Genomic DNA, 26,987 nt, shown 5'->3' with positions numbered 1-26,987 from the left:
CCGGGATGAGGGGGCCGGTCGCCATCGTCGCCTACTCCGCCGCCATCGCGCCCATGCGGCCGCTGCGCTTGGCCTTGATCCGGTCCTCGATCTCTTCGCGGAAATTGCGGATCAGGCCCTGGATCGGCCAGGCGGCCGCATCGCCGAGCGCGCAGATGGTGTGGCCCTCGACCTGCTTGGAGACGTCGAAGAGCATGTCGATCTCTTCGATCTCGGCATCGCCGCGCACCAGGCGCTCCATCACCCGCATCATCCAGCCGGTGCCCTCGCGGCAGGGGGTGCATTGGCCGCAGCTTTCGTGCTTGAAGAACTTGGACAGCCGCCAGATCGCCTTCACCACATCGGTGGACTGGTCCATGACGATCATGCAGGCCGTGCCGAAGGACGAGCGCAGCTCGCGCATGCCGTCATAATCCATGATGGCGTTTTCGCATTGCTCGGCCGTCAGCACCGGGCAGGAGGCGCCGCCGGGGATCACCGCCTTGAGGTTCTTCCAGCCGCCGCGGATGCCGCCGCCATGCTTCTCGATCAGCTCGCGCATGGGGATCGACATGGCCTCTTCGACCACGCAGGGGGTGTTGACATGGCCGGTCAGGCCGAAAAGCTTCACGCCCGCGTTGTTCGGGCGGCCGAAGCTTGCGAACCATTCCGGGCCGCGGCGCAGGATGGTGGGCACCACGGCGATGGATTCGACGTTGTTCACCGTGGTCGGGCAGCCATAGAGGCCCGCGCCGGCCGGGAAGGGCGGCTTCATGCGCGGCATGCCCTTCTTGCCTTCCAGCGATTCCAGCAGCGCGGTTTCCTCGCCGCAGATATAGGCGCCGGCGCCGTGATGCAGGTAGAGGTCGAAATCCCAGCCCGACTGGGCCGCATTCCGGCCCAGAAGGCCCGCGTCATAGCATTCGTCGATGGCGGCTTGCAGCGCCTCGCGCTCGCGGATGAACTCGCCGCGGATATAGATATAGGCGGCGTGCGCGCCCATGGCGAAGCTGGCGATCAGCGCGCCCTCGATCAGCGTATGCGGATCGTGGCGCATGATCTCGCGGTCCTTGCAGGTCGCGGGCTCGGATTCGTCGGCGTTGATGACCAGATAGGACGGGCGGCCGTCGGATTCCTTGGGCATGAAGGACCATTTCATGCCGGTGGGGAAGCCCGCCCCGCCCCGCCCGCGCAGGCCCGAGGCCTTCATCTCGTCGACGATCTTGTCGCGGCCGCGCTGGATGATCGCGGCGGTGCCGTCCCAATGGCCGCGCTTGCGGGCGCCGGCCAGGCTGCGGTCGCCCATGCCGTAGAGGTTCGTAAAGATCCGGTCCTGATCGTTCAGCATCGTCTTATCCTTGTCCCTGCGAGGACGCCTTGCGCCGCCGCCAGATCCGAAAGGTCACCAAAAGCGACCAGATCAAGGCCCCCATCGCCGCAAGATCGGCGAGAAAGGCATATTTCGCGGGCCAGTCCTGCTGGCCCCCCAGCCATTGCACCCCCAGCCACAGCGCCATGGTGACGGCGATCACCACCGCCACCAGACGCATCTGCCGGGCATCCGCCGCGGCGGCCCTATCCGCCTGCGACGCCGCATGTCCTGCCGGGCGGGCCATCACGCGGCCCCGCCCTTGTCGATGCGGCGGGAATGGCCGGTCTCGCCCCCCGCCGCCAGCAATTTCGCCTGGCCGACCCAGTCGTCGGCCTCAATCCGCCCGCCCATCCGGCCCAGCCGCTGCGCGAAATCGGCGACGGTTGCGGCATCCCAGGCGGCGATCTGGTCATAGCGCGTCACGCCCTGCGCGTTCAGCCAGTCCGAGATCTTGGGGCCGATCCCCTTGATCCGCTGCAGGTCGTCGGCGCCCGGCACGGGCTTGGCGGCGGCTGCAGGCACGGCTGCGGGCGCGACTACGGACGGCGGCTCCGAAGAGGGCATGGTCCCCGCGACGATGGGCATCTGCGTGCCCGAGGTGAAGGGCTCGGGCCCCAGCGAGCCGCTGACCAGCAGCGTCTCGGGCTGGCGGTCCACCGCGGCGCGCTGCCAGTCGGTGCCGGTCAGGCCGGGGCCGTCCTCGAACAGTTCGGGCCGCTCGTGGCAGACCAGCCAGACCATCAGCGCCCCGAACAGCACTAAGGTCACGACGCCCAGGAACAGCCCGGCCAGCCAGTGCAGGTCGCCGATGCCGGCGGTGAACAGCAGCACCACCACCCCGGCGATTGCCGCCGAGATCCAGCAGTTCCTGTTGCACTCTGCCCGTTCCATCGCGACCAGCCCGCCCCCTTTCGATCAGACGCCGTTCTGCGCCGCCAGCCAAGGCGTCGTGATCGGCACCTCGGTCCCGTCGATGCGCTTGATCGTGTCGCCCAGCCGCAGCGCCCGCGCGACGCTGGCGTTATGCGCCTCGCCGCCCTTGAGATCGGCCAGCGCGGTCAGGCCGCCCAGGGCCTCGGCCGAGAAGCGGCCGTTCTGCGGACCCGGCACCGGCACCTCGCCCGCCGAGAAGCGGTCGATCAGCGCCGACAGTTTCTCGGCCGTCAGGTCCTCGTAGAAATCCTTGCCGATCTGGGCCATGGGCGCATTGGTGCAGGCGCCCAGGCATTCGACCTCTTCCCAGGAAAAGCGGCCGTCGGCCGACAGCGCATGCGGCTCGGCCGCGATCTTTTCCTTGCAGACCCGGATCAGGTCCTCGGCGCCGCAGATCATGCAGGTGGTGGTGCCGCAGATCTGGATATGCGCGACCGAACCCACCGGCTGGAGCTGGAACATGAAATAGAAGGTCGCGACCTCGAGCGCCCGGATATAGGGCATCCCGAGCAGGTCGGCGCAATATTCGATGGCCGGGCGGCTCAGCCAGCCTTCCTGTTCCTGGGCGCGCCACAGGACCGGGATGATCGCCGATTGCTGGCGGCCTTCCGGGTATTTGGTCATCTGGGCGCGGGCCCAGTCCAGGTTGGCGGGCGTGAACTCGAACGAGTCCGGCTGGATGGGGGACAGACGGCGCAGCATCAGCGGTCAACCTCTCCGAAAACGATGTCGAGCGTGGCGATGATCGCCGGGACGTCGGCCAGCATGTGGCCGCGCGACATCCAGTCGATCGACTGGAGATGCGCGAAGCCGGGCGCACGCAGCTTGGCGCGCCAGGGCTTGTTGGTGCCGTCGGCGACGATGTAGACGCCGAACTCGCCCTTGGGCGCCTCGACGGCGGCATAGACCTCGCCGGCCGGGACCCGGAAGCCCTCGGTGTAAAGCTTGAAGTGATGGATCAGGCTTTCCATGTCACGCTTCATCTCGGTGCGCCTGGGGGGCGTCAGCTTGCCGCGGGCCAGCACGTCCCCCGCGGGCTCGGCGCGCAGCTTGCGGACCGCCTGCTGCATGATCTTGCAGGATTCGCGCATCTCGGCCATGCGGCACAGATAGCGGTCGTAGCAGTCGCCGTTCTTGCCGACCGGGATCTGGAAGTCGAATTCGTCATAGCATTCATAGGGCTGCGACCGCCGCAGATCCCAGGCCAGGCCCGAGCCGCGCACCATGACGCCGCTATAGCCCCAGTCCAGCGCGTCGTCCTCGGTCACGATGCCGATGTCGACCAGGCGCTGCTTGAAGATGCGGTTTTCCGTCAGCAGGGTGTCGAGGTCGTCGACCAGCCTGGGGAAGCGCTCGCACCATTCCTCGATGTCGTCCAGAAGGTCGGGCGGCAGATCCTGATGCACGCCGCCGGGCCGGAAATAGGCCGCGTGCAGCCGCGCCCCGCAGGCGCGCTCGTAGAAGATCATCAACTCTTCCCGCGCCTCGAAGCCCCAGAGCGGCGGGGTCAGCGCGCCCACGTCCATGGCGCCGGTGGTGATGCCCATCAGGTGGTTCAGGATGCGGCCGATTTCCGAGTAGAGCACCCGGATCAGGCTGGCGCGGCGCGGAATCGTGGTGCCGGTCAGCCGCTCGATCGCCAGGCACCAGGCATGTTCCTGGTTCATCGGCGCCACATAGTCCAGCCGGTCCAGATAGGGCAGGTTCTGCAGATAGGTGCGGCTCTCCATCAGCTTCTCGGTGCCGCGGTGAAGCAGGCCGATATGCGGGTCGGCGCGCTCGACGATCTCGCCGTCCAGTTCCAGCACCATGCGCAGCACGCCGTGGGCGGCCGGGTGCTGGGGGCCGAAGTTGATGTTGAAGTTGCGGATGCTCTGCTCGCCGGTCAGGGCGTCCATCGAGCCGTCGTCATAGCTGTTCTTGCGGATGTCGCCGTCCATGGTCAGCCCTCAAATCCGATGCGTGGCGCGCAGGCAGGCTGCGCGGCTGCGGTCACTTCTTCGCCTCCGGCGCCTTCTCGTCGCCCGGAAGCACGTATTTCGCGCCCTCCCAGGGGGACAGGAAGTCGAACTGGCGGTATTCCTGAACCAGGTTCACCGGCTCGTAGACCACCCGCTTCTCGATGTCGCTCCAGCGCACCTCGGTATAGCCGGTCGTCGGGAAGTCCTTGCGCAGCGGATGGCCGCGGAAGCCGTAGTCGGTCAGGATGCGGCGCAGGTCGGCATGGCCCGAGAACAGGATGCCGAACAGGTCGAAGACCTCGCGCTCATACCAGTTGGCGCCGGGAAAGACGCCGGTCAGGCTGGGCACCAGCTCGTCCTCGCGCACTTGGACCTTCACCCGGATGCGCTGGTTCTGATACATCGACAGCAGGTGATAGACCACGTCGAAGCGCGCCGGCCGCGCCGGGTTGTCCACCGCGGTGATGTCGATCAGCGTGGAAAAGCGGCAGTTCGGATCGTTGCGCAGGAACTCGATCAGGCCGATCACGCCCGAGAGCGTCGCGTTCACCGTCAGCTCGCCAAAGGCGACCTGGGTCGAGATCACGTCGTTCTCGCGGCGCAGCGCGATATGCTCGGCCAGTTCCAGCAGGGCGGCGTCAGAGAGGGCTTCGGACATGGCTCACCTCACCAGCGTGCCGGTGCGCCGGATGCGGCGCTGGAGTTGCAGGATGCCGTAGAGCAGCGCCTCGGCGGTCGGGGGGCAGCCGGGAACGTAGATGTCCACCGGCACGATGCGGTCGCAGCCGCGCACCACCGAATAGGAATAGTGATAGTAGCCGCCGCCGTTGGCGCAGCTGCCCATCGAGATGACATAGCGCGGCTCAGGCATCTGGTCATAGACCTTGCGCAGCGCCGGCGCCATCTTGTTGGTCAGGGTGCCCGCGACGATCATCAGGTCCGACTGCCGCGGGCTGGCGCGCGGCGCGGTGCCGAAGCGTTCCAGGTCATAGCGCGGCATCGAGGTCTGCATCATCTCGACCGCGCAGCAGGCCAAGCCGAAGGTCATCCAGTGCAGGCTGCCGTTGCGCGCCCAGTTGATGATGTCCTCGGTCGTGGTCAGCAGGAAGCCCTTGTCCTGCAGCTCGCGGTTCAGCTCGGCCGTGGCGACGTCACGGTCGGCGCCTGCGGTGTTCAGGCCGGTCATCACGCCCATTCCAGCGCCCCCTTCTTCCATTCATAGGCAAAACCCACGGTCAGGACGCCCAGGAACAGCATCATGCCCCAGAAGGCCACGTCCGACAGGCTGGCAAAGCTGACCGCCCAGGGGAACAGGAAAGCGACTTCCAGGTCGAAGATGATGAACAGGATCGACACCAGGTAGAAGCGCACGTCGAACTTCATCCGCGCGTCGTCGAAAGCGTTGAAGCCGCATTCATAGGCGCTGACCTTCTCCGGGTCCGGGTTGCGCACGGCGATGACCGCGGCCGCCAGAATCAGCACGATGGCAAGCGCCGAGGCCATTCCCAGAAAAACCAGGATCGGCAGGTATTCTTGCAGCAGGTATTCCACTGGGTTGGGCTCCCTTTCGCTCGCAGGAACCCGACTGGCGTCCCGCGATGGGTTTGGCTAAGGTCCGTTTATCCCCGGTCGCGGATATGGTCAACGGTGCCACCCAGCGTCAGGCCGGCTTTGCGGCACCTGCAACGCGACAAAACCGCGCGCCCCCGGCGCCGGATCACGGGGTATTTTAGTCGGTTTTTCCTGCCGATGCGAGCCCGAACCCCCTCGGCCCCGCCCGCAGGGCCGACTCGCGCCGGCAACCCCGCACCCACCCGCACCCGCGACCGGCCCGGTCCGGCCCCTGCGGCCCGCCGCACCGTCGCCGAAAACCCGGCCAGGCACAGGGAACCCGGCGGGCCATCGGGGAATTTCCCTTGGAAAGAGGCTTGCCATGACCGACATCTTCCTTCGCCGCGCCTATGACCCGCCCCCCTCGCAGGACGAGGGGCGCAAGGTGCTGGTGGACCGCATCTGGCCGCGCGGGATCAGCCGCGAGACGCTGGGGGCCGATCTGTGGCTGAAGGACATCGCCCCTTCGGACGACCTTCGCCACTGGTTCGACCACGACCCGAAGAAATGGCCCGAGTTCCGCCGCCGCTATGCCGCGGAACTGGACGCCAATCCCGAACCTCTGCGCGAGCTGCGCCAGCTGATCCGCAAGGGCCCGGTGACGCTGCTCTACGGCGCCAGGGACACCGAGCACAACAACGCCGTCGCCCTGCGCGACTACCTGGCTCAGTAGCCCAGCGTCGCCGCATCCGGCCGGCGCGGGTCCGAGGCGCCGTAAAGCGTGCCCGTCCGCGGGTCGCGCAGGATCGACTGGGTCGAGCCCATCGCCTCCTTGACCGCGACGCTGGGGCCCTTGCCCTGCAGGATGCGGATGGTGTCGAGGCTGATCCCCTCCTCCAGCCGCAGCTCGTCGGGCAGCCATTGGTGATGGACGCGCGGCGCGGTCGAGGCCTCGGCCACGTTCATGCCGTGGTCGATCATGTTCATGACCACCTGCAGGACCGTGGTGATGATCCGCGCCCCGCCGGGCGAGCCGGTGACAAGCCAGACCTTGCCGTCCTTCAGCACCATGGTCGGCGTCATCGACGACAGCGGCCGCTTGCCCGGCTCGACCGCGTTGGCGTCGCCGCCGACCAGGCCGAAGGCGTTGGGCACGCCGGGCTTGGCCGAGAAATCGTCCATCTCGTTGTTCATCAGCACGCCCGTGCCCCCCGCCACCAGCCCCGAGCCATAGTTCAGGTTGATGGTATAGGTGTTCGAGACCGCATTGCCCTGCTTGTCCACCACCGAAAAATGCGTGGTCTGGTCGGATTCGTAGGGCGCGAGGTCCGCCGGCTTGATCATCACCGAAGGCGTGGCGAAATCGGCGCTGATCCTGCGCCGCATCTCGACCGCATAATCCTTGCTGGTCAGCGCCGCGACCGGCACGTCGACGAAATCCGGGTCGCCCAGGTATTCCGAGCGGTCGGCATAGGCCAGCTTCATCGCCTCGGCCATCAGGTGGATGGTCTCGCCAGAATTCTGCCCCAGCGCGCCGATCGGATAGCCCTCGAGCGCGTTCAGGATCTGGATCAGATGCACCCCGCCCGAGGAGGGCGGCGGCATCGAGACCACCTCATGGCCGCGATAGCTGCCCCGCACCGGCTCGCGCTCCACGGGCTTGTAGGCGGCCATGTCCTCGACCGTGATCAGCCCGCCCGCCTCCTGCACCGCGCGGGCGATGGCCTCGGCCACCTCGCCCTTGTAGAAGCCGTCCGGCCCCTCGGCGGCGATCTTCTTCAGCGTCGCCGCCAGGTCGGCCTGCACCAGCCGGTCGCCGGGCCGATAGGCCGCGCCGCCCTCCTTGAAGAAGATGGCGGCGCTCGAGGAGAACTTCTCCAGATGATCGCGCTCGGCCGCGATGCTGTCGGCAAGCTCCGGGGTGACGGTGATGCCCTCCTCGGCCAGCCGGATCGCCGGGGCGATCACCTCGGCCCAGCCCATGCTGCCGTATCGGTCCAGCGCCAGCTTCATCCCCGCCACCGTCCCCGGCACGCCCGAGGCAGCGCCGCTGTAAAGCGACTTCTCGCTGTCGGCCTCGCCCGCCGCGTCCAGGAACATGTCGCGCGAGGCGCCCTGCGGCGCCATCTCGCGATAGTCGATGGCATGGGTCTGGCCGGTTTCGGCGTCATGGACCAGCATGAAGCCGCCCCCGCCGATATTGCCGGCGCGCGGCAGGGTGACGGCCAGCGCGAATGCCACCGCCACGCCCGCATCGACCGCATTGCCGCCCCTGGCCATGATGTCGCGGCCGATCTCGGCCGCCAGCCGCTCCTGCGCCGAGACCATGCCGCTTTCCGCCCAGACCGGATGGATCCGGTCCATGGCATCGAAGATCGCAGCCTCCTGCGCCGCGACAGGCAGCCCGAGAGAGCCCGCCAGCACGATGGCCGCCGCACGGCCCATTCCGACGATTCGATCCTTCATGGCGCCCTCCGCTCAACCCTTGCGGGTCGAGCCTAGCAGCAGAACGGCGCGGATCAAAAAGCGAAAACCGCGGCGCTGCGCCAGCGTCCCGCTCGCGTCATGGGTATTTGAAGAACAGAGAAGACCCGAGCAGCGCCCGATTTCCAGCGCAATCGCCGCTTCTTCGTTGCTCAAATACCCAGGACGCAACTGCGCAGCCGGGCGTCTTAGCCGGCCTTCTTCGCCTTGGCCGCAGCCGGCTTCCTGGCAGCGGTCTTCTTTTCGGCGGGCTTTTTCGCGGCAGCCTTCTTCGCCGGCTTCTTGCCGGATTTCGCGGCCTTCTCGGCAATCAACTCCAGCGCGCACTCCAGCGTGACCGCGCCGGGCTCCAGGTCGCGGGGCAGCGTCGCATTGACCTTGCCCCATTTGACATAGGGGCCATAGCGGCCGCTCATCACCTGCACCGGCCCGCCCTCGGGATGCTCGCCCAGTTCCGCCAGCGGCGCGGCGGCAGCCGCCCTGCCCCGCACCTGCTTCGAGGCCAGCACCTCGACCGCGCGGTTCATGCCGATGGTGAAGACCTCGTCCACCTCCGACAGGTTGGCGTATTTCGCGCCATGCTTCACATAGGGGCCATAACGGCCGATCCCGGCCTCGACCGGCACGCCGTCCTCGGGATGCGGGCCGATCTCGCGCGGCAGGGCCAGCAGCGCCAGCGCCCGTTCCAGATCGACCGAGGCCAGGTCCCAGCCCTTGGGGATCGAGGCACGCGGCGGCTTCGGCTGTTCGGCCGTGGCCTCGCCGCGCTGGACGTAAGGCCCGAAGCGGCCGTTCTTCAGGCTGATCTGGTCGCCATTGTCCACGCCAAGCACGGTGTCGCCCACCACCTCGGCATCCGGCGAGCTGATCGGACGGGTAAAGCGGCAATCGGGATAGTTCGTGCAGCCGATGAAGGCCCCGCCCGAACGCGCCGTCTTCAGATGCAGCCGCCCCTTGTGGCAGAGCGGGCATTCGCGCGGGTCCGAGCCGTCGGGACGCGGCGGGTAGAGATGCGGCGCCAGCGCCTCGTCGATCGCCTCCAGCACCTCGGTGATGCGCAGCTCGGACGTGCCCTCCAGCGCGGCGGTGAAATCCCGCCAGAAACGGCGCAGCACCTCGCGATAGGCGCGCTCACCCGAGGAGATGTCGTCGAGCTCCCCCTCGAGATTGGCGGTGAAGTCGTAGCTGACGTAGCGCGGGAAGTATTTCTGCAGGAAGATCGTGACCAGCCGGCCCTTGTCCTCGGGGATCAGGCGGTTCTGCTCCTTGCGGACATAGTCGCGGTCCTGGATCGTGCCGATGATCGAGGCATAGGTCGAGGGACGGCCGATCCCCAGCTCTTCCATACGCTTGACCAGCGTGGCCTCGGTATAGCGCGGGGGGGCCTGGGTGAAATGCTGCTCGGGCGTGACCGCGCGCTTCTCGGCCGCCTCGCCCTCGTGAATCAGCGGCAGGCGGCGGCTGTCCTCGTCCTCCTCGTCGTCGCGGCCCTGGTCATAGACCCGCAGGAAACCGTCGAACAGCATCACCTGGCCGTTGGCACGCAGGCCGACCTGGCCGTCGGCCGAGGCGATCTCGACCGTGGTGCGCTCCATGCGCGCCGATTCCATCTGGCTGGCGAGCGTCCGCTTCCAGATCAGGTCGTAAAGCGCCTTCTGGTCCTTGTCCGAAACCGGCAGCCTGTCGGGCGACAGCATCATGTCGGTCGGCCGGATGCATTCATGCGCCTCCTGCGCATTCTTGGCCTTGTTCTTGTACATGCGCGGCGATTTCGGCAGATATTCCGCCCCGAAGCGCGCCTTAATCGCGTCGCGCGCCGCCATCACCGCCTCGGGCGCCATGTCGATGCCGTCGGTCCGCATATAGGTGATGTGCCCGGCCTCGTAGAGGCGCTGCGCCGCCGACATGCAGGCCCGCGCGCCAAGGCCCAGCTTGCGGCTGGCCTCCTGCTGCAGGGTCGAGGTCATGAAGGGCGGCCAGGGATTGCGGCTCGCCGGCTTGGCGGCGACGCTGGCGACCCTGAGATCGCGCGAGGCGATGGCGGCCACGGCCAGCTGCGCCTGCTCCTCGGTGGCGATGTCGAAGCGTTCCAGCTTCTTGCCGCCGAAGACGGTCATCGCCGCGTCGTATTCGTCGCCGCGCGGCGTCGCCAGCCGGGCATGGACCGACCAGTATTCGCGCGGCCTGAAGGCCTCGATCTCCATCTCGCGGTCGACGATGATGCGCAAGGCGACCGATTGCACCCGGCCCGCCGACTTGGCGCCCGGCAGCTTGCGCCACAGGACCGGCGACAGGTTGAAGCCGACCAGATAGTCCAGCGCCCGGCGCGCCAGATAGGCATCGACCAGCGGCTGGTCGATCTGGCGCGGCCGCGCCATGGCCTCGGTCACGGCGGATTTGGTGATGGCGTTGAAGGTGACGCGGCTGACCTCGGCGCCCTTCCTCAGGGCCGGCGCCAGCGTTTCCAGCAGGTGCCAGGAAATCGCCTCGCCTTCGCGGTCGGGGTCGGTGGCCAGGATCAGGTTCGGGTCCGAGGCCAGCGCGTCCCGGATCGCCTTGACGTGCTTTTTCGATTCCGCGGCGACTTCCCATTTCATGGCGAAATCCGCCTCGGGATCGACGCTGCCATCCTTGGGCGGCAGGTCGCGCACATGCCCGAACGAGGCCAGAACCGTATAGTCGTCGCCCAGGTATTTGTTGATCGTTTTGGCCTTGGCCGGAGATTCAACGACGACGACGGGCATGAAGATTCCTTCGCTTGATTCGGCGCCGGAACATGGGCATCGCCCGGCGAACTGTCAACGCCGGGCTTCTTCCGTGTCCAAATATCCTGGGGGGAACGCCTCATGCGCCCCATCGGGGGGCGCCTGAGGCGTGGGGGGCAAAGCCCCCCGCGCGACGCTCAGATGCCGTCGCCCACGAAGGCCTTCTCGACCACGAACTCCTTGGGATCGCTGTTCGCGCCCTCGCGCAGGCCGAACCCTTCCAGCACCGCCTTGACATCGGTGTTGAAGGCCAGGCTGCCGCAGATCATGGCGCGGTCATTTGCCGCATCCATCGGCGGCAGGTTCAGATCCCGGAACACCTTGCCCGAGGTCAGGTTGTCGGTGATCCGGCCCATGTATTGCGTCTCTTCCCGCGTCGTCGTCGGGTAATACAGCAGCCGGCTGGCGAATTCCTCGCCGTAAAGCTCGCCCAACAGCGGGTCGCGCTTCAGGTTCTCGACCAGTTCGCGGCCATAGGCCAGCTCGTCGGCGGTGCGGCAGGTATGCATCATCACCACCTGCTCGTAGCGCTCATAGGTCTCGGGGTCGCGCATCAGGCTGGCGAAGGGCGCGATGCCGGTCCCGGTGGCCAGGAACCACATGCGCTTGCCGGGCAGGAGCGCGTCCAGCACCAGCGTGCCCACGGGCTTGGGGCGCAGGATGATCTGGTCGCCCGGCTGGATGTTCTGCAGCCGCGAGGTCAGCGGCCCGTCCGGCACCTTGATCGAATAGAACTCCAGCTCCTCGTCCCAGTTGGGCGAGGCGATGGAATAGGCGCGCAGGATCGGCTTGCCGTTATCGTCCGGCAGGCCGATCATCACGAATTCGCCCGAACGGAAGCGCAGGCTGGCCGGCCGCGTCACCCGGAACGAGAACAGCCGGTCCGTCCAGTGCCTGACCGAGGTCACGGTCTGGGCGTCGGGCAACGTCTTGGCGGGTTTGGCGGCAAGGTCCACGGAAAGATCCAGTGTCATGTTCGGGATTCCCGGTCTATCTAATGCATGGGAGGGCGGGGCGAAACCCCAGGTTTCAGCCGGCGAGCCGCGACCGATGGTCCCAGTCGCGCCAATCGGCGCGATAGAGCCATTGGTCCTGCGGCTGGCGCTCGGCCAGGGCGGCGGGGATCTGCACCTCGTCGAAGCCGACGCGGCGGGCCATGGCATATTGGTCCGAGATCAGCTTGCCGACCGCGCGCAGCCGGCCCTTGTAGCCCTTCTGGCGCAGGAGGCGGGCCAGCGAAAAGCCGCGTCCGTCGGTCATGGCCGGGAAGTCGATGGCGATCAGGTCATGTGCCAGATAGGCCTCGAGATCGGCCGGCTTCGTATCGGGCGCCAGGGTGACGGGCTCGGCTCCGTCATGGGGGTGGAAGCCGTCATCGCGGACCAGAAAGAAATCGCTCATGCCTTCGCTCCTGTGCGGACCATGCGCCCGCCGATGAAATGGATGCCGCATTCGGTCTTCTGGCTGCCCCGCCAGCGGCCGGCGCGCGGGTCTTCGCCGGGCTTGACCGGCGAGGTGCAGGGCGCGCAGCCGATCGAGGCATAGCCCCTGGCGACCAGCGGGTGACGCGGCAGGTTGTTCTCGGCCATGTAGTCCTGGACGTCCTGCGGACGCCAATGGGCCAGCGGGTTGATGCGCAGCCGCGACGGCGGCTCGGATTCGAAGAACTCCAGCTGCTGGCGCTCGCCGCCCTGGAAGCGCTTGCGGCCGGTGATCCAGGCATCGAACCTTGCCAACTCGCGTTCCAGCGGCACGGTCTTGCGGAAATCGCAGCAGGCGTCGGTGTTGAACTGGTGCAGCGTCCCGTCCGGGTCGTTCAGCGCCACCTCGCGCTCGGTGGCGCGGATCACCCGCACATCGGTCAGCTTCAGCCTTTCCGTCACCTCAAGCTGATAGTCCAGCGTCTCCTGGAACAGCATCATCGTGTCGATGAACAGCACCGGCGTCCCCGGCGCCACCACCGAGACCATGTGCAACAGCACCACCGATTCCGCCCCGAAAGACGAGACCAGCGTGGTCGAGCCCAGGTCAGGGTCGCGCAGCGCACGCCGCAGCACCTCGGTCGCGGCGTGATGGCGATAGCGGTCGTTCAGCCGCGCGGCGCGGGCATCCAGCGTCTGATCAAGCATCGGCCGGATACAGCGCCGCCTTGAACGGAGCCACCCCCAGACGGCGATAGGCGTCGATGAAGCGTTCCTCGGGCGATTCGCGCAGTTCCAGATAGGCGTCGACCAGCCGGTCGATGGCCGGCACCACCTCGTCGGCCGGGAAGCCGGCACCGGCGCGCTGGCCCAGCGTCGGGGTCTCGTAGCCGTCGCCGCCCAGCGTGATCTGGTAGTTCTCGACCCCCGCCCGGTCCAGGCCCAGGATGCCGATATGGCCCAGGTGGTGATGGCCGCAGGCGTTGATGCAGCCCGAGATGCGGATCTTCATCTCGCCGATCTCGTCCTCCAGGCCGCGGGCGCGGAAATGCGCGGCGATGTCCTGCGCGATCGGGATCGAGCGCGCGGTGGCCAGGGTGCAGTAGTCCATGCCGGGGCAAGAGATGATGTCGGTGATCTTGCCGAAATTCGCCGTGGCCAGCCCGACCGCGCGCAGCGCCTCGTAGATCTCGGGCAGGTCGGCCTTGCGCACATGGGGCAGGACCAGGTTCTGGTCGTGGTTCACCCGGATGTCGCCATGGGCCAGCCGCTCGGCCAGGTCGGCCACCAGCCGCATCTGCTCGGCGCTCATGTCGCCCGGCGTGGCACCCGGCGCCTTCAGCGTGACGATGACGCTGGCATAGCCCGGAATGCGGTGCGGATGCAGGTTGGTGTCGGTCCAGGACCGGAAGGCGCCGTTCGCCGCCCGCGCCGCCTCATAGCCCTCGACCGGGGCGTCGAGAAATTCCGGCGGCGCGAACTGGGCGCGCAGGTCGTTCAGGATCTCCTGGTCCAGCCCCGAGAACTGCTGGCGGCGGTGCTTGAACTCTTCCTCGACATCGGCGCGGAACACGTCAAGACCGCGCTCGTTCACGGTGATCTTGATCCGTGCCTTCCACTTGTTGTCGCGCCGCCCGGTCAGGTTGTAGACCGACAGGATCGCCTCCAGATAGGGCAGCAGGTCGGCCTGCGGCAGGAATTCGCGGATCACCTGGCCCAGGTAGGGCGTGCGGCCCAGCCCGCCGCCGACCCAGACCTGGAAGCCGCGCGCGCCGTCCCGCTCGACGATGCGCAGCCCGATGTCATAGGCCGAGACCGCCGAGCGGTCCTGCTTGCCGGCCGAGACCGAGATCTTGAACTTGCGCGGCAGGAACTGGAATTCGGCATGGTCGGTGGACCAGATGCGGATCAGCTCGGCCCAGGGGCGCGGATCCTCCAGCTCGTCGGCGGCGGCGCCGGCAAAGGCGTCGGCATTGACGTTGCGGATGGTGTTGCCCGAGGTCTGGATGCTGTGGATGCCGACCGAGTTCAGCGCCTCCATGGAATCGGGGATGTCGACCAGCTTGTGCCAGTGGAACTGGATATTGGTGCGGGTGGTGAAATGGCCATAGCCGCGGTCCCAGCGCTCGGCCACATGGCCCAGCATGCGCATCTGGTCCGGGGTCAGCGCGCCATAGGGGATCGCCACCCGGTACATGTAGGAATGCAGTTGCAGGTAGACGCCGTTCTTCAGCCGCAGCGGCCGGAATTCCTCTTCGGTCAGGCTGCCGTCCAGGCGGCGCTCGACCTGGCGGCGGAACTGCTGGGTGCGGTGGCGCAGGTATTCGCGATGCTGGTCGTTGTGCTGGGGACGTGCGTCAAACATTGCTGGCCTCGAACTCGGCTTGCTTGAAATGGCGATGGGTGGGGCCGCTGCGGCGGAACGCCTCGCGGAAATGGGCCGGCTCGGGGCGGCCGTCGGCCCCACGCTTCGCTTCGACCAGATAGGGGCCGACGACGAGATGGGCCTGAGAGGTCGCGTCGAGCAGCGCCAGCTCGGCGATGGCCTCGTCCTCGAACAGCTCGGCCTCGCGCGGGTCCGCGGTCCACTTGCCGTCACGCATCCACACGCAATGGCCCATGCGCAGGTCATTCGCGGTGATGACGCCGGGGGTCGCGGGGGATGGGGTGAAGCCTTTGGACATGGCCTTTGCCTTTCGTTTCCTCTGGCATCTATATAGAAAAAAATCCCCCATATTGACGAGTGGGGCGAAAAAATAAGAAACATCTCCGCATGTCAGCGGCACAGCAAGGACCAGGTTTCACGATGAGCGACAACAGGCAAACTCCCATCCGGCTCGACGACACCGACCGCAAAATCCTGTCCCTGCTGCAAGAGGACGCCACGCTGTCGCTCGACGACATCGCGGCGCGGGTGGGGGCCTCGAAGACCCCGGTCTGGAACCGGATTCGCAAGCTGCGCGAGGCGGGGGTGATCCGCGGCCAGGTGGCCCTGCTCGACCCCGATGCGCTGGGGCTCGACGCCTGCTTCTTCGTGCTCATCCGCACCAGCGAACACGACCCGGAATGGGCGCGCCGCTTCCTGGCCGCGGTGCGCGCCCGCCCCGAGGTGATCGAGGCGCACCGGCTGGCCGGCGACATCGACTATATCCTGAAGGTGCGGGTGCGCAATGCGCGGGCCTATGACCGCTTCTACCAGGCGCTGATTTCCGAGGTGAGGATCCACAACGTCACGGCGCTTTTGTCGATGGAAGAGCTGAAGGCTACGACGGCGCTACCCCTGGACTGACCCGCGCAGACGGCACGGCCGCAGGGGTATTTGCACAACGGAGAAACGATCAGGCCAGCACCCTGAGAACCCTGGGCAGCGCCTCGGCAAAGGCATCGAGTTCCGGCCTGGGTCCGCAGGAGACGCGGATACAGCGATCCAGGGGGGCGGCGCCGGGCATGCGCACGAAGATGCCCTGTTGCGCCAACCCCTCCAGCAAGGCGCGGGCGAAGGCGCCGTCGCGCCCGCAATCGATCGCCACGAAATTCGTGGCCGAGGGCAGCGCCGTCAGCCCGTTCTCGCCCGCGATGGTGGCGATGCGGGCGCGGGCGGCGGCGGTCTCGGCCAGCACATGGGCCAGCCAGCCGCGATCCTCCAGCGCGGCCAGCGCGCCGGCCTGGGCGATGCGGCCGATGCCGAAATGGTTGCGGATGCGGTCGAAGCCGGCGATCAGCTCCGCCGGGCCGATGGCATAGCCGATCCGCGCGCCGGCCATGGCATGGGCCTTGGAAAAGGTGCGGAACCGGATCACCCGCCCGTCCTCGGCATCGATGCGGGGGATGGCGTCGGAGGGGGCGAATTCGGCATAGGCCTCGTCCAGCACCAGCAGGCTCGTCTCGGGCAGGGCGTCCAGCATGGCCTCGATGCGGCGGCCGGGAAGCCAGCTGCCCATCGGGTTGTCCGGGTTCGCCAGATAGACCAGCCGAACGCCATGGCGATGCGCGGCCGCGGCCAGCGCCTCGGGGTCTTCGGCATCGTCGCGATAAGGCACCTTGACCAGCCGGCCGCCAAAGCCCGCCACGTGATAGTTGAAGGTCGGATAGGCGCCGTCCGAACTGACCACCACCTCGCCCGGCGCCACCATCAGCCGCACGAGCAGCCCCAGGAGACCGTCGATCCCCTCGCCGACCATGATGTTCTCGGGCCCGACGCCATGATGCGCGGCCAGAGCATGGCGCAGGTCGTGGCTGTCGGGGTCGCCGTATTTCCAGACCTCCGCCGCCGCCCGCGCCATGGCCGCCACCGCCTGGGGCGAGGGGCCGAAGCCGTTCTCGTTGGCGCCCAGCCGGGCGCGAAAGGGCGCGCCGCGGCGCCGCTCCAGCGCCTCGGGGCCGGTGAAGGGGACCGTCGCCGGCAGCGCGGCGGGAATGGGGGCAAAGCGAAAGCGCGTCATGGCGCCACAGAAACCCCAAACCCCGCCCCCGCGCAAGGGCGCGCCCGCCTGCCGGCTTCTTTCGTGTCCAAATATCCTGGGGGGCGAGGAGCGCCCGGAAAAAGGTCCGCCGGACCTTTTTCAGCGACGAGCGGGGCGAAGCCCCATGGTGCCGCAGGCGCGGCGACGCCAAGACTCGCTAGAACGCCTTGAAGGTGATCGTCGTCAGCGTCCGCACGATATGCGGGATGTCGAACAGCTTTTCGGACAGGTAATGACCGACATCCTGGTCCTCGGGCACATAGATCTTGGCCAGGAGGTCGTAATCGCCCGAGGTCGAGTAAAGCTCGCTGACGATCTCGCGGTCATAGATCGCGTCGGCGACCTCGTAGGTCTTGCCGGGCGAACAACGGAACTGGACGAAAACCGGGCGCATGGCGAACCTCTCGATCTCTTGCGGCGCCAGACTAGACCGCGCGCGCCTCGCGGGTCCAGTCCCCGCGCGCAAGCCCGCGCCAGAAGCGGCGCATCAGCAGCACCGCGGCCAGGCTGAGGCCCGCGACCAGCCCCAGCCACAGGCCGGCCGGGCCGATCCCGGCGACGAAGGCCAGCCCGTAGGCCACCGGGATGCCGACCAGCCAATAGCTGACCGCCGCGATCACCATGGGCACGCGCGTGTCCTGCACCCCGCGCAGCAGCCCCAGCCCGATCACCTGCATCGCATCCATCAGCTGGAACAGCCCGGCATAGAACAGCAGCCCCGCCGCGATCTCGACGATGGCCGGGGTCTCGGGGTGGGAGGCGTCCAGGTAAAGCCCGACCAGCTGGCGCGGGAACAGCTCGAAACCCGCCACCGCCAGCGCGGCGATCACCACCGAGACCGCCGTCACCGTCACCCCCGCGTCGCGCATCCAGCGGGCGTCGCCGCGGCCCTTGGCCTGGCCGATGCGCACCGTGGCCGCGTTCGACATGCCCAGGTGCAGCATGAAGGTCAGCGAGGCGAGCTGCAGCGCGATCCCGTGCGCCGCCAGCTCGCGCGTGCCGATCCAGCCCATCATCACGTTCGAGCCGACGAAAAGCCCGCCCTCGGCCACCATGGTCAGCCCGATCGGCAGGCCCAGCACGAAGACCGCCCGCATCCCCGCCCAGTCGGGGCGCCAGAACCGCCGGAACAGCTGGTATTTGCGCGCGGCCGGCAGCCAGGCCGCATAGGCGGCGATCGCCAGAAGCTGCGAAAACTGCACCGCGATGGCGGCGATGGCGGCGCCGCGCACCCCCAGTTCCGGCGCGCCCAGATTGCCGAAGATCAGCAGCCAGTTCAGCACGATCACCAGCGGCAGCCCCGCCAGCGTGATCCACAGCACCACCTGCGGCCGCTCCATCGCCGCCAGGTAGCTGTTCAGCGTCAGCTGGCACAGCACGGCGATCAGGCCGAAGCCGGCGATGCGCAGGTAGTCCTGCGCCAGCCGCGCCACCACCGGCTCCTGCCCGATGGCCAGCAGGATCGGCTCGGAATACCACATGGCCGGGACCACCGCCACGGCGAAGGCCAAAGACAGCCACAGCGCCATCCGGGCCGAGCGGCGCACCTCGACCTCGTCGCCCCGCGCGATGGCGGTGGCGATCAGCCCCATGACGCCGATGCCGAAGCCCATGCCCAGGAAGAACAGGATGTTGAAGAAGGACACCGCGATGACCAGCGCCGCCAGTTCCTCGACCCCATACCAGCCGACCATGACGGTATCGGCGACATGGATGGCCATGCGGGCCAGATGGCTGCCGACCAGCGGCAGGCCGAGCGCGAGCGTCGCGCGCAGATGGGGGGCGTAGCGATTGGGCGTCATGCCCCTGCCTTATCCTTGGGCAAGGGCTGCGGCAAGGCGTCGCGCCGGGTCGCGTCTCAGGGCCGGATCTCGACCTCGGTGCCGATGCGGGCATGGGCGAAGATCTCGGCGATCTCGGCATTGTCGACGGCGATGCAGCCGGCGGTCCAGTCGCCCTTGACCCGAAAGCCCTCGGGCACCTGGTTCGGCTGGCCGTGGATCATGATGTCGCCGCCGGGGCTGACGCCCAGGGCGCGCGCCGCCTCGCGGTGGCGGGGCTGTGGATAGTCGATGCCCAGCGACAGGTGATAGGCGCTTTGCCGGTTCAGCCGGTCGATGCGAAAGATGCCCTCGGGCGTACGGCCGTCGCCCTCGCGGCTCTTGTCGCCCTGGGGCGAAAAGCCCAGCGCGATGCGAAAGGTCCGGGGCGGGCCGCTTTCCTGATACACCGTCATGCGGCGGGCGGATTTCTCGACCAGGATGCGCTCGACCGGCGAGGCGATGGGCGCCTCGGGCCGCGCGGGCGGGCGTTGGAAGATCGGCGGCAGCGTGATGCGCGGCAGCCGGAACTCGGGCAGGCGCAGATCGGGCAGTCCCGGCCAGTGCCAGCCCGCCGCCGGCGGCTGCGGCACCGGGACGGGCGCGGGCTGCGGCGCCCAAAGCAGCCACAGCCCCCCAAGGACCGCCGCCAGGCACAGCGCCGAGAAGATCCCGCCCAGCCGCCTCATTGCAGGTCGCGGAACGCCTCTTGCAGCCGCGCCACCGCCTCGGCCACGCGGGCGCGGGGCGTGGCGATGTTGAAGCGCAGGAAGTCCTCGCCCCCCGTGCCGAAGGTGCCGCCGTGATTGGCGGCGATACGCGCGCCCTGCTCGACCCGCCGGGTGAACTCGGCCCGCTCCATGCCGGTGCCCGAGAAATCGACCCAGGCCAGGTAGGTCGCCTGCAAGGGCATCGAGCGGATGCCGGGGATCGCGTTCACGCCCTCGTCGAACAGCCGCCGGTTGCCGTCCAGATAGGCCACCAGCGCATCGACCCAGGCCGCGCCCTCGGGCGAATAGGCGGCGGCGACCATGCCCGGCCCGAACAGGCCGGGCGAGATGCCCAGCGCCATCAGCCGGCCCTGCAGGCGCTTGCGCAGCCCCTCGTCGGCGACGATCAGGTTGCCGATATGGGCGCCGGCGATGTTGAAGGTCTTGGTGGCGGCGGTCAGCGTCACTAGCCGCGGCGCGGCCTCGGGCGCGACGGTCGCCAGCACGCGATGGCGCGGGCTGCCGGGCATGACCAGGTCGTGGTGGATTTCGTCCGAGACCAGGATCAGGTCATGGGCGGCGCAGAAATCGGCGACCTGGCGCAGTTCCTCGGCGCTCCAGACCCTTCCGCCGGGGTTATGCGGCGAACACAGGATCAGCATCCGCTCGCGCCCGGTCAGCAGGCGCTGCCAGCCCTCCCAGTCCATGCGATACTGGCCGTCCTGGAGGGCCAGCGGGAACTCGGCCACCTCGCGGCCCGAGGCGCGGATGACACGGGCGAAGGCGTGATAGACCGGGGTCATGACGATCACCCGGTCGCCCGGCTGGGTGAAGGCATCGACGCAGATCGCCGTGCCGTTCACCAGCCCATGCGCAGACAGAATCCACTCCGGCTCGACCTGCCAGCCGTGGCGGCTGTCCATCCACCAGCGGATCGCCCCGACATAGTCCGGGTTGGCGCCGGGATAGCCATAGACCCCGTGCGCGGCCATCGCCTCGACCGTGCGCTGCACCGGGGCCGGCGGACGGAAGTCCATGTCCGCGACCCACATCGCGATCCCGTCGCCGGGCGAGACGCCGTAGATCGCCTGCATGTCGTCCCATTTCGAGCAATGGGTGCCGGTGCGGTCGATGATCTCGTCGAAATCGGGCTGGGCCATGGTTTCCCCTTGTTTTCCGTTCGGGCGCTTTCTGTTCGGGGCAGCATAGCGGCTTGTTGCGCAAGGCCAAGGCTTGCCCTAGATCACGGGCATGACATTGCGCAGCATCATCCTCCATCCCGATCCGCGGCTGAAGAAGCCCTGCGAGCCCGTGGCCCGCATCACCCCCGAGATCGAGACCCTGGCCGCAGACATGCTGGCCACCATGTACGACGCGCCGGGCGTGGGCCTGGCCGCGCCGCAGGTGGGCGTGCTGTCGCGGCTTTACGTCATGGATTGCGAAAAGGATCCCGAGGCGCCGCGCAACCCCATCGTCATGGTCAACCCCGAGATCACCTGGCGTTCCGAGGCACTGAACACCTATGAGGAAGGCTGCCTGTCAATCCCCGAGCAATATGCCGACGTGACCCGCCCGGCCGAGGTCAAGGTGCGCTGGCTGGGCCTGGACGGCAAGACGCATGAGCGCGATTTCGAGGGGCTCTGGGCCACCTGCGCCCAGCACGAGATCGACCACCTCGACGGCAAGCTGTTCATCGACTATCTCGGCCCGATCAAGCGGCAGATGATCACCCGCAAGATGGTCAAGCTGAAACGCGAGCGCGCGCGTGCCTGAGCCCCTGTCGGGCGAGGATGCCGCGCAGGCGTCCCAGGGCCCCGATCCGGCCCGGCTTGCCGCGCAGGGGCGCATCCGCCCGATCCTGATCCACCCCGACCCGGCGCTGCGCCGGGTCTGCGCGCCGGTCGGGCGGCTGGGCTGGGACGAGGTCTCGCAGCTGGCGGCCGACCTGCTGGCGACCATGTATCACGCCGGCGGCCGCGGCCTTGCCGCGCCGCAGATCGGCGAGGGCTGGCGCATCTTCGTCATGGACCACGGCTGGAAGGAGGGCGCCCCCCTGCCCCGCGTGGTCATGGACCCCGAGATCCTGGCCCTGGGCGGCGAGGTCGAGACGATCGAGGAGGCATGCCTTTCGATCCCCGGCCGGCCGGTCGCGGTGACGCGGCCGGTCACGATCTCGATGCGCTGCTTCGACCTGGCGGGGGCGATGCAGGTCCTGACCCTGGCCGGGATCGAGGCCCGCATCGCCCAGCACGAGGCCGACCACCTGGACGGCCGGCTGATCCTCGATGCGCTGGAAGGCCCCGAGGATTCCGGCGTGCGCTGAGCCATCCCGTCGGGCGCCAGGCCGGGGCAGACCGCCGGGCGGCGCTGTTCATGCTCTCCGAAATCCCGTGCCTTCCCGCCGGGCCTGGCCGGCCGCTGGCGCTTGCCATGCGCGACGGCACGAACCTGACGGCCGCCGATAGCCGGCCCATGCCCGGCACGGGCGGCTTACGGCCGGATTTACCTTCGCCTGCCGCCGTGATAGCCGGGCGGGCATTCCTGACAAGGCCGCCCGATGACCGTCCGCCCCTTCCTGCCCTATGCCGACCGCCGGCTGCACATCCCGGCCGAGCCGGTCCCCGCGATCACCGAGACCGTGCGGATGATCTGGGACGACATGATCGACACGATGGAGGCGATGCCCGGCGTCGGCCTTGCCGCGCCGCAGATCGGCATCATGCAGCGGCTGGCGGTGGTGGACGCATCCGAAAAGCGCGGCCAAGCGGTGCGCATGGCCAATCCCGAAGTGCTGCACGCCAGCGTGCAGCTGCGCCCGCATGAGGAGGCCAGCCCGAACCTGCCCGGCGTCTCGGCCCGGATCGAGCGGCCGCGCGCCGTCACCGTCCGCTTCCTGAACGCCCAGGGCGAGATCGAGGAACGGGATTTCGTCGGCCTCTGGGCGACCTCGGTGCAGCACCAGATCGACCACCTGGACGGGCGGCTCTATGTCGATCACCTCTCGCCCCTGCGCCGCAAGATGCTGGTGGCGAAATCGGCCAAGCTGTCGCGGCGATGACGAAGGCGTGGGGCGGGCTGCACCCCGCTGCGCCCCGCTTCGGGCGTGGGAATGCCTGCAAGGCCGCATGAATATTGGGAAACGGTGAGGACGCCTCGCAGGCCCCCGCAGGTGACGGCTCCGGGTGGCGAAGAACGGTCGGCGCTGATCCATGGGCTTCGCCAGCTGGTGAAGGCGGTTCTGGGCTTCGGTCGTATCGGGCTCGACCCTGAGGCTGATCCCTGTCATGGAGAAATCCCCTCTCTGACCCCATATTTCATTCTGCCTGAGACGACTGACTGGTGATTGGTCCTGGCAAGTCGAAGGCGGGGCGGTCGGATCACCCCGGCCGCCATTTTCTTTTCCAGCGCAGCTTCCCGCCGCGACGCCGATCCAGCGGGCGAAGATCGGCACGGCCGCGCTTGTCGGTCGTGTTGCAAGCCGCGACAGCCTCCCACCCATTACAGGGCCCCGCGCGTGTTCGGGCGACGCTGGGGCGGGCTGGGCCCCTGCGCATCCTTTTCAACGCTCGGGAATAGTGCGCGGCCGGATGAGTATTTGTGGAACGAAGAAACACAGGCCCGCGCCATGGTTCGCGCGGCCGCCTTCTTTCCGTTTTCCAAATACCCATGCGACGCTTCGCTGGGGCGCGGCCGCCGCCATGGGAAGGTGACGGTGCCCTGTGCCCCTGCGGCAGGCGCGCGGGTGCCGGTGCCCCGTAGCGCCAGCCGGAAACGGGAACCCGCTGGCGAAGGGAAGCGCTTTTCTTTGCCGCGGCCCGCCCTTAACCTTGGCCCGGAACGGAACGGAGGGGCGGGGCGGGCCGTCCGGCAGAGCCCGGCCCCTTCCCGCGGCCGTTGCCGCCGAAACCCGCCCGCCGCCGCCGCGGGCCCAGCCCCAGGGACGCCAGGCCAGAGATGTTTTCCGTGCTGCCCCTTCTTGCCGGCCTGCTGTTCATGGCCGCCTCGCTCACGCCCTCGCTGATCCCGCGGGACTGGCTGATGCAGGGGGTGCTGGCCGGGGTGTCGATGGCGGCGGGCTATGTCATGACCCAGTTCCTGCTGGCGCTGTGGCGCGCGCTGGAGCTGCCGGTGCTGCGGGGCCGGCCGGCGCGCATCGCCCATGCCGTCCTGGCGGTGCCGGTGCTGGTGCTGCTGGGGCGCGGGGTGATCCTGTCGGGCGCATGGCAGAACAGCATCCGCGCCCGCATGGGCATGCCGGATCTGGAGGTCAACAACACCGCCAAGATGCTGGCCCTGGCGCTGGCGGTCTTTCTGGTGCTTTTCGTGACCGGCAAGGCGATCCAGGCGCTGTTCGACCTGCTGCGGCTGCGGCTGGCGCGCTATATCCCGGTGCGCAGCGCCAATGTGCTGGGCCTGCTGCTGGCGGTGCTGATCGTGGTGACGCTGACCCGCGACGGGGTGGTGAACGGGGCGATGCGCATCGCCGACAGCTCCTATGCCGCGGCCCAGCACCTGACCGATCCCAGCGTGCCGCCGCCCGCCGAGCCCTGGCAGCCCGGCTCGGCCGCCTCCGGCATCGACTGGGAGCTGATGGGCAAGCCGGGGCGCGACTTCGTGCTGGGCGGCCCGCGCGCCCGCGCCATCTCGGGCTTTACCGGCCGCCCGGCCAAGGAGCCGCTGCGCATCTATGTCGGCCTGGCCCAGGACAAGGATCCCCAGGCCCGCGCCCAGGCGGCGCTGGACGAGATGCTGCGCGTGGGCGCCTTCGACCGCAAGGTGCTGGTGCTGGCCAGCCCCACCGGAACCGGCTGGATGGACCCCGCCAGCTACGACGCGCTGGAATACATGCATGGCGGCGACGTGGCGACGGTGGCGGTGCAATATTCCTATCTGCAAAGCCCGCTGGCCCTGATCTTCGAGACCGAATCCGGCCTCGACCAGACCACGGCGCTGATGCGCGCGGTCTATGAGCATTGGCGCCACCTGCCCCCGGACCGCCGGCCGCGCCTGTATCTGCACGGCATCTCGCTGGGCGCCTGGTCGTCGATGTATGCCTTCAACCCGTTCCAGATGATGAACGAGCCGGTGGCGGGCGCCTTCTGGGTGGGCCCGCCCTTTACCTCGACCCTGTGGCGGCAGGCCAATGGCGCGCGCCAGCCCGGCAGCCGCTTCGTCCTGCCCGAGCTGGATGAGGGCGAGGTGATCCGCTATGCCAGCCAATATGCGCCGCCCGACCGCTCGGGCCGGCCTTGGGGGCGGCTGCGCATCCTGTTCCTGCAATATGCCAGCGACCCGATCGTGTTCTACGACCCCGCCTCGCTGTGGCGGGCGCCGGAATGGATGCACGAGGCGCCGGCGCCCGACGTCTCGCCACGGCTGCGCTTTACCCCGGTGGTGACGCAGCTGCAGCTGGCGGTGGACATGCTGGTCTCGACCTCGGCGCCGCCGGGCTTCGGCCACAGCTATCACGCCCGCGACTATATCGACGGCTGGGTCGCCGTCACCGCACCCGAGGGCTGGACGGCCGCCGACAGCGAAAGGCTCAAGGCGATCTGCGGCCAGGAGGGCAGGCTCGGATGCGCAAACGGCTGATCCTGGCGCTGGCGCTGTCGGCGCTGGTGGCCCTGGCGCTGGGGCTGAACACGGCGCGCAACTATGCCGGCTGGCAGCCCGCGACCGAGACCCCGGCCGAGCGGTTGGCCCGGCTGGAGCCGCATTGGCGCATCCTGCGGCCGGATGGCCCCGGCCCGCATCCCGCCGCGGTGCTGCTGTCGGGCTGCGACGGGGTGCATGACAACATGGACTATTGGGCGCGGCAGTTCCTGGCCATGGGCCGGGCAGCGCTGATCCTGGACAGCCACGCGCCGCGGCTTCTGGACAAGGCGCAGGCCTGGCGGGCGCTTTGTGCCGGGCAAGTCCTGCCGGGGGCCGAGCGCGCCGGAGACCTGGCCGTGGCGCTGGCGGCGCTGCGCGAGATGCCGGGCATCGACGGCTCGGACGTGGCGCTGCTTGGCGCCTCGCATGGCGGCTGGACGGCGATGGAGCTGCTGCGCGCGCTGGGCGAAGGCGAGCCGCCGCCCGGCCTGACCGCCTGGCCCGCGCCGCCCGGCAGCCTTGCCGCGCAGCTTGGCCCGGTCGTGCTGCTGTATCCCTATTGCGGCTTGCTGAACGGCGCGGCCAAGGGGCCCTGGCCCGGCCATGTGCGGGGGCTGATGCTGCTGGCCGAACTGGATTCGATCACCGATTCCGCCGATTGCCGCCGGATGGCCGAGGATCTGGTCGCCCAGGGCGCGCATCTGGCCGTCACCACCTATCCCGCCGTCAACCACGGCTTCGACCAGCGCGAACGCTCGTCGCTGTCGCCGCTGGAGTTCGACGCGCAGGCGCGGGCGCGGGCCACCCGCGACATTCGCGCCTTCATGCAGGGTTTTGCCGCGCCCGCGACCGGGATATGAGACCCCGACACAAGGAGGGCAGCGATGCGCGTCATCTTCATGGGCACACCCGATTTCTCGGTCCCGGCGCTGCGGGCCGTCGCCGCGCGGCACCAGGTCGTCGCGGTCTATTCCCAGCCGCCGCGCGCGGCCGGGCGCGGGCAGAAGCCGCGCCCCTCGCCCGTGCATCGCGCCGCCGAGGAGCTGGGCCTGCCCGTGCGCACGCCCGAGCGGCTGAAATCGCCGCAGGAGCAGGCGGATTTCGCCGCCCTGGCCGCCGATGTGGCGGTGGTGGTGGCCTATGGGCTGATCCTGCCGCCGCCGGTGCTGGCGGCGCCGCGCCTGGGCTGCCTGAACATCCACGCCTCGCTTCTGCCGCGCTGGCGCGGGGCGGCGCCGATCCATCGCGCCATCATGGCCGGCGATGCCGAGACCGGCGTCGCCATCATGCAGATGGAGGCGGGGCTGGATACCGGCCCGGTCCTGGCCGAGGCGCGCACCGCCATCGGCCCCGAGGACACCACCGCCGACCTGCACGACCGGCTGGCCGAGATGGGCGGGGCGCTGATCACCCGGACGCTGGACCGCCTGCCCCTGCCCGCCCGGCCGCAGCCGGCCGAGGGCGTGACCTATGCGCAAAAGATCGACAAGGCCGAGGCGCGGATCGACTGGAGCCAGCCGGCCGCAGCCGTGGACCGGCAGATCCGCGGCCTGTCGCCCTTTCCCGGCGCCTGGTGCCTGGTCGGCGACGAGCGGGTGAAGCTCCTGCGCTCGCGCCTTGCCGCCGGGTCTGGCGTGCCGGGCCAGGTGCTGTCGGGCTTCACCATCGCCTGCGGCGAGGGCGCGGTCGAGGTGCTGGAGGCGCAGCGCGAGGGCAAGCGCCCGATGCCCGCGGCCGAGATCCTGCGCGGCATGAGCCTGCCCCCATGTCTCGGCTGAAGGCCCCTCGCTGGTGGCCTCTCGCTGATGGCATTGTAGCAAATTCGCCACAACTTTCGGTTGCTGAAACGCGCGCAGGCCGTTTCCCGCAACCCCATGTTAACCTTTCCCCGTCAGACCGGGTCCGAGGCTTTCGATCCGGCGATCCTGAGAAG

At 68.7% G+C, this 26,987-nt stretch carries 29 protein-coding genes; 8 read left to right on the top strand and 21 right to left on the bottom strand.

What is annotated here, in order from left to right; all coding sequences use genetic code 11:
• Positions 1 to 31 precede the first annotated feature (31 nt).
• The 8 genes from nuoF to E3U26_RS10915 all read right to left on the bottom strand — a co-directional run bounded on the left by nuoF (position 32) and on the right by E3U26_RS10915 (position 5,796).
• The gene (gene nuoF / locus E3U26_RS10950; protein WP_036751396.1) at positions 32 to 1,327 is read right to left on the bottom strand and encodes an NADH-quinone oxidoreductase subunit NuoF; all 1,296 of its coding nucleotides are present in this window, start codon (positions 1,325 to 1,327) and stop codon (positions 32 to 34) included.
• Positions 1,328 to 1,331: 4 nt separating this feature from the next.
• Entirely contained in the window at positions 1,332 to 1,529 is a 198-nt protein-coding gene (locus E3U26_RS10945) for a DUF5337 domain-containing protein (RefSeq protein ID WP_499104838.1), read from the bottom strand.
• Positions 1,530 to 1,594: 65 nt separating this feature from the next.
• Positions 1,595 to 2,242 (bottom strand): helix-hairpin-helix domain-containing protein, encoded by a 648-nt coding sequence (locus E3U26_RS10940; RefSeq protein ID WP_499104837.1) that lies wholly within the window; start codon positions 2,240 to 2,242, stop codon positions 1,595 to 1,597.
• 24 nt (positions 2,243 to 2,266) lie between these two features.
• A complete protein-coding gene (gene nuoE / locus E3U26_RS10935; RefSeq protein ID WP_499104836.1) occupies positions 2,267 to 2,986 on the bottom strand; it encodes an NADH-quinone oxidoreductase subunit E in 720 nt (239 codons plus the stop codon).
• Complete coding sequence (locus E3U26_RS10930) at positions 2,986 to 4,224, bottom strand: NADH-quinone oxidoreductase subunit D (RefSeq protein ID WP_072460973.1); 1,239 nt, start codon at positions 4,222 to 4,224, stop codon at positions 2,986 to 2,988. The genes nuoE and E3U26_RS10930 overlap by 1 nt, the downstream gene beginning before the upstream one ends.
• A 52-nt stretch (positions 4,225 to 4,276) precedes the next feature.
• On the bottom strand, positions 4,277 to 4,903 hold the full coding sequence (locus tag E3U26_RS10925) for an NADH-quinone oxidoreductase subunit C (protein ID WP_036751406.1): 627 nt from the start codon (positions 4,901 to 4,903) through the stop codon (positions 4,277 to 4,279).
• Between the two features lie 3 nt (positions 4,904 to 4,906).
• Entirely contained in the window at positions 4,907 to 5,440 is a 534-nt protein-coding gene (locus E3U26_RS10920) for a NuoB/complex I 20 kDa subunit family protein (protein ID WP_024843170.1), read from the bottom strand.
• Positions 5,431 to 5,796, bottom strand: coding sequence for an NADH-quinone oxidoreductase subunit A (locus E3U26_RS10915; RefSeq protein WP_036751408.1), 366 nt, complete (start codon positions 5,794 to 5,796; stop codon positions 5,431 to 5,433). The genes E3U26_RS10920 and E3U26_RS10915 overlap by 10 nt, the downstream gene beginning before the upstream one ends.
• Positions 5,797 to 6,178: 382 nt before the next feature.
• On the opposite strand from E3U26_RS10915, the gene E3U26_RS10910 reads away from it, so the two are divergent.
• Positions 6,179 to 6,529 carry a DUF488 domain-containing protein gene (locus E3U26_RS10910; protein WP_036751410.1) on the top strand — a complete coding sequence of 117 codons (351 nt, stop codon included), beginning with the start codon at positions 6,179 to 6,181 and terminating at the stop codon, positions 6,527 to 6,529.
• Here the strand turns inward: E3U26_RS10910 and ggt are convergent.
• The 8 genes from ggt to E3U26_RS10870 form a co-directional block, all read right to left on the bottom strand.
• A complete protein-coding gene (gene ggt / locus E3U26_RS10905; RefSeq protein ID WP_499104835.1) occupies positions 6,523 to 8,262 on the bottom strand; it encodes a gamma-glutamyltransferase in 1,740 nt (579 codons plus the stop codon). The two genes, E3U26_RS10910 and ggt, sit on opposite strands and share 7 nt — an antisense overlap.
• A gap of 12 nt (positions 8,263 to 8,274) precedes the next feature.
• Positions 8,275 to 8,436, bottom strand: a complete 162-nt coding sequence (locus E3U26_RS10900) for a hypothetical protein (protein WP_166435610.1) — start codon at positions 8,434 to 8,436, stop codon at positions 8,275 to 8,277.
• Between the two features lie 32 nt (positions 8,437 to 8,468).
• Complete coding sequence (topA, locus tag E3U26_RS10895; RefSeq protein ID WP_499104834.1) at positions 8,469 to 11,024, bottom strand: type I DNA topoisomerase; 2,556 nt, start codon at positions 11,022 to 11,024, stop codon at positions 8,469 to 8,471.
• Between the two features lie 158 nt (positions 11,025 to 11,182).
• On the bottom strand, positions 11,183 to 12,019 hold the full coding sequence (locus E3U26_RS10890) for a ferredoxin--NADP reductase (protein WP_214273241.1): 837 nt from the start codon (positions 12,017 to 12,019) through the stop codon (positions 11,183 to 11,185).
• A gap of 55 nt (positions 12,020 to 12,074) precedes the next feature.
• Positions 12,075 to 12,446, bottom strand: coding sequence for a DUF934 domain-containing protein (locus E3U26_RS10885; RefSeq protein WP_036760208.1), 372 nt, complete (start codon positions 12,444 to 12,446; stop codon positions 12,075 to 12,077).
• Complete coding sequence (locus tag E3U26_RS10880; RefSeq protein ID WP_036760210.1) at positions 12,443 to 13,174, bottom strand: phosphoadenylyl-sulfate reductase; 732 nt, start codon at positions 13,172 to 13,174, stop codon at positions 12,443 to 12,445. The genes E3U26_RS10885 and E3U26_RS10880 overlap by 4 nt, the downstream gene beginning before the upstream one ends.
• Complete coding sequence (locus E3U26_RS10875) at positions 13,167 to 14,831, bottom strand: nitrite/sulfite reductase (protein ID WP_499104833.1); 1,665 nt, start codon at positions 14,829 to 14,831, stop codon at positions 13,167 to 13,169. Before E3U26_RS10875 ends, E3U26_RS10880 begins: the two co-directional genes overlap by 8 nt.
• Complete coding sequence (locus E3U26_RS10870; RefSeq protein ID WP_072460978.1) at positions 14,824 to 15,150, bottom strand: DUF2849 domain-containing protein; 327 nt, start codon at positions 15,148 to 15,150, stop codon at positions 14,824 to 14,826. The genes E3U26_RS10875 and E3U26_RS10870 overlap by 8 nt, the downstream gene beginning before the upstream one ends.
• Positions 15,151 to 15,272: 122 nt before the next feature.
• Here E3U26_RS10870 and E3U26_RS10865 point away from each other — a divergent pair, with 122 nt between their 5' ends.
• Positions 15,273 to 15,755, top strand: coding sequence for an Lrp/AsnC family transcriptional regulator (locus E3U26_RS10865; RefSeq protein WP_036760216.1), 483 nt, complete (start codon positions 15,273 to 15,275; stop codon positions 15,753 to 15,755).
• Positions 15,756 to 15,804: 49 nt separating this feature from the next.
• On the opposite strand, the gene E3U26_RS10860 is transcribed toward E3U26_RS10865, so the two are convergent.
• The 5 genes from E3U26_RS10860 to E3U26_RS10840 form a co-directional block, all read right to left on the bottom strand.
• Complete coding sequence (locus E3U26_RS10860) at positions 15,805 to 16,908, bottom strand: pyridoxal phosphate-dependent aminotransferase (RefSeq protein WP_499104831.1); 1,104 nt, start codon at positions 16,906 to 16,908, stop codon at positions 15,805 to 15,807.
• Between the two features lie 178 nt (positions 16,909 to 17,086).
• On the bottom strand, positions 17,087 to 17,323 hold the full coding sequence (locus E3U26_RS10855; protein WP_028713408.1) for an Lrp/AsnC ligand binding domain-containing protein: 237 nt from the start codon (positions 17,321 to 17,323) through the stop codon (positions 17,087 to 17,089).
• A 31-nt stretch (positions 17,324 to 17,354) separates the two neighbouring features.
• Entirely contained in the window at positions 17,355 to 18,731 is a 1,377-nt protein-coding gene (locus E3U26_RS10850; RefSeq protein ID WP_499104830.1) for an MATE family efflux transporter, read from the bottom strand.
• 56 nt (positions 18,732 to 18,787) lie between these two features.
• Positions 18,788 to 19,438, bottom strand: a complete 651-nt coding sequence (locus E3U26_RS10845) for a L,D-transpeptidase family protein (RefSeq protein WP_499104829.1) — start codon at positions 19,436 to 19,438, stop codon at positions 18,788 to 18,790.
• The gene (locus E3U26_RS10840; RefSeq protein ID WP_499104827.1) at positions 19,435 to 20,619 is read right to left on the bottom strand and encodes a MalY/PatB family protein; all 1,185 of its coding nucleotides are present in this window, start codon (positions 20,617 to 20,619) and stop codon (positions 19,435 to 19,437) included. The genes E3U26_RS10845 and E3U26_RS10840 overlap by 4 nt, the downstream gene beginning before the upstream one ends.
• Positions 20,620 to 20,710: 91 nt before the next feature.
• Here E3U26_RS10840 and def (E3U26_RS10835) point away from each other — a divergent pair, with 91 nt between their 5' ends.
• From def (E3U26_RS10835) to fmt, 6 genes are all read left to right on the top strand, one after another.
• Complete coding sequence (def, locus tag E3U26_RS10835; RefSeq protein WP_114534805.1) at positions 20,711 to 21,232, top strand: peptide deformylase; 522 nt, start codon at positions 20,711 to 20,713, stop codon at positions 21,230 to 21,232.
• Positions 21,225 to 21,782, top strand: coding sequence for a peptide deformylase (locus E3U26_RS10830; RefSeq protein ID WP_499104826.1), 558 nt, complete (start codon positions 21,225 to 21,227; stop codon positions 21,780 to 21,782). Before def (E3U26_RS10835) ends, E3U26_RS10830 begins: the two co-directional genes overlap by 8 nt.
• Before the next feature lie 234 nt (positions 21,783 to 22,016).
• A complete protein-coding gene (gene def, locus E3U26_RS10825) occupies positions 22,017 to 22,517 on the top strand; it encodes a peptide deformylase (RefSeq protein WP_499104825.1) in 501 nt (166 codons plus the stop codon).
• 896 nt (positions 22,518 to 23,413) lie between these two features.
• Positions 23,414 to 25,051, top strand: coding sequence for an alpha/beta hydrolase (locus E3U26_RS10820; protein WP_072460982.1), 1,638 nt, complete (start codon positions 23,414 to 23,416; stop codon positions 25,049 to 25,051).
• Positions 25,036 to 25,914, top strand: coding sequence for a dienelactone hydrolase family protein (locus E3U26_RS10815; RefSeq protein WP_499104823.1), 879 nt, complete (start codon positions 25,036 to 25,038; stop codon positions 25,912 to 25,914). Before E3U26_RS10820 ends, E3U26_RS10815 begins: the two co-directional genes overlap by 16 nt.
• A gap of 24 nt (positions 25,915 to 25,938) precedes the next feature.
• The gene (gene fmt, locus E3U26_RS10810; protein ID WP_499104822.1) at positions 25,939 to 26,832 is read left to right on the top strand and encodes a methionyl-tRNA formyltransferase; all 894 of its coding nucleotides are present in this window, start codon (positions 25,939 to 25,941) and stop codon (positions 26,830 to 26,832) included.
• Positions 26,833 to 26,987: the final 155 nt, after the last annotated feature.

It is taken from the genome of Paracoccus ferrooxidans, assembly GCF_029909815.1.
In the GTDB taxonomy this organism is placed as follows: domain Bacteria; phylum Pseudomonadota; class Alphaproteobacteria; order Rhodobacterales; family Rhodobacteraceae; genus Paracoccus; species Paracoccus versutus.
Note: the sequence above shows the minus strand (reverse complement) of the source record. Positions and strands in the feature narration are given on the sequence as shown.

Coding starts and splice junctions, on each gene's coding strand:
- E3U26_RS10925 (WP_036751406.1), bottom strand. CDS start 4,903: ATGTCCGAAGCCCTCTCTGACGCCGCCCTGCTGGAACTGGCCGAGCAT.
- nuoE (WP_499104836.1), bottom strand. CDS start 2,986: ATGCTGCGCCGTCTGTCCCCCATCCAGCCGGACTCGTTCGAGTTCACG.
- E3U26_RS10855 (WP_028713408.1), bottom strand. CDS start 17,323: ATGCGCCCGGTTTTCGTCCAGTTCCGTTGTTCGCCCGGCAAGACCTAC.
- E3U26_RS10840 (WP_499104827.1), bottom strand. CDS start 20,619: ATGGCCCAGCCCGATTTCGACGAGATCATCGACCGCACCGGCACCCAT.
- ggt (WP_499104835.1), bottom strand. CDS start 8,262: ATGAAGGATCGAATCGTCGGAATGGGCCGTGCGGCGGCCATCGTGCTG.
- E3U26_RS10850 (WP_499104830.1), bottom strand. CDS start 18,731: ATGACGCCCAATCGCTACGCCCCCCATCTGCGCGCGACGCTCGCGCTC.
- E3U26_RS10865 (WP_036760216.1), top strand. CDS start 15,273: ATGAGCGACAACAGGCAAACTCCCATCCGGCTCGACGACACCGACCGC.
- topA (WP_499104834.1), bottom strand. CDS start 11,024: ATGCCCGTCGTCGTCGTTGAATCTCCGGCCAAGGCCAAAACGATCAAC.
- E3U26_RS10930 (WP_072460973.1), bottom strand. CDS start 4,224: ATGGACGGCGACATCCGCAAGAACAGCTATGACGACGGCTCGATGGAC.
- E3U26_RS10880 (WP_036760210.1), bottom strand. CDS start 13,174: ATGCTTGATCAGACGCTGGATGCCCGCGCCGCGCGGCTGAACGACCGC.
- E3U26_RS10910 (WP_036751410.1), top strand. CDS start 6,179: ATGACCGACATCTTCCTTCGCCGCGCCTATGACCCGCCCCCCTCGCAG.
- E3U26_RS10845 (WP_499104829.1), bottom strand. CDS start 19,438: ATGAGGCGGCTGGGCGGGATCTTCTCGGCGCTGTGCCTGGCGGCGGTC.
- def (WP_499104825.1), top strand. CDS start 22,017: ATGACCGTCCGCCCCTTCCTGCCCTATGCCGACCGCCGGCTGCACATC.
- E3U26_RS10870 (WP_072460978.1), bottom strand. CDS start 15,150: ATGTCCAAAGGCTTCACCCCATCCCCCGCGACCCCCGGCGTCATCACC.
- fmt (WP_499104822.1), top strand. CDS start 25,939: ATGCGCGTCATCTTCATGGGCACACCCGATTTCTCGGTCCCGGCGCTG.
- E3U26_RS10860 (WP_499104831.1), bottom strand. CDS start 16,908: ATGACGCGCTTTCGCTTTGCCCCCATTCCCGCCGCGCTGCCGGCGACG.
- nuoF (WP_036751396.1), bottom strand. CDS start 1,327: ATGCTGAACGATCAGGACCGGATCTTTACGAACCTCTACGGCATGGGC.
- E3U26_RS10945 (WP_499104838.1), bottom strand. CDS start 1,529: ATGCGTCTGGTGGCGGTGGTGATCGCCGTCACCATGGCGCTGTGGCTG.
- E3U26_RS10920 (WP_024843170.1), bottom strand. CDS start 5,440: ATGGGCGTGATGACCGGCCTGAACACCGCAGGCGCCGACCGTGACGTC.
- E3U26_RS10885 (WP_036760208.1), bottom strand. CDS start 12,446: ATGAGCGATTTCTTTCTGGTCCGCGATGACGGCTTCCACCCCCATGAC.
- E3U26_RS10815 (WP_499104823.1), top strand. CDS start 25,036: ATGCGCAAACGGCTGATCCTGGCGCTGGCGCTGTCGGCGCTGGTGGCC.
- E3U26_RS10820 (WP_072460982.1), top strand. CDS start 23,414: ATGTTTTCCGTGCTGCCCCTTCTTGCCGGCCTGCTGTTCATGGCCGCC.
- E3U26_RS10940 (WP_499104837.1), bottom strand. CDS start 2,242: ATGGAACGGGCAGAGTGCAACAGGAACTGCTGGATCTCGGCGGCAATC.
- E3U26_RS10890 (WP_214273241.1), bottom strand. CDS start 12,019: ATGACACTGGATCTTTCCGTGGACCTTGCCGCCAAACCCGCCAAGACG.
- def (WP_114534805.1), top strand. CDS start 20,711: ATGACATTGCGCAGCATCATCCTCCATCCCGATCCGCGGCTGAAGAAG.
- E3U26_RS10875 (WP_499104833.1), bottom strand. CDS start 14,831: ATGTTTGACGCACGTCCCCAGCACAACGACCAGCATCGCGAATACCTG.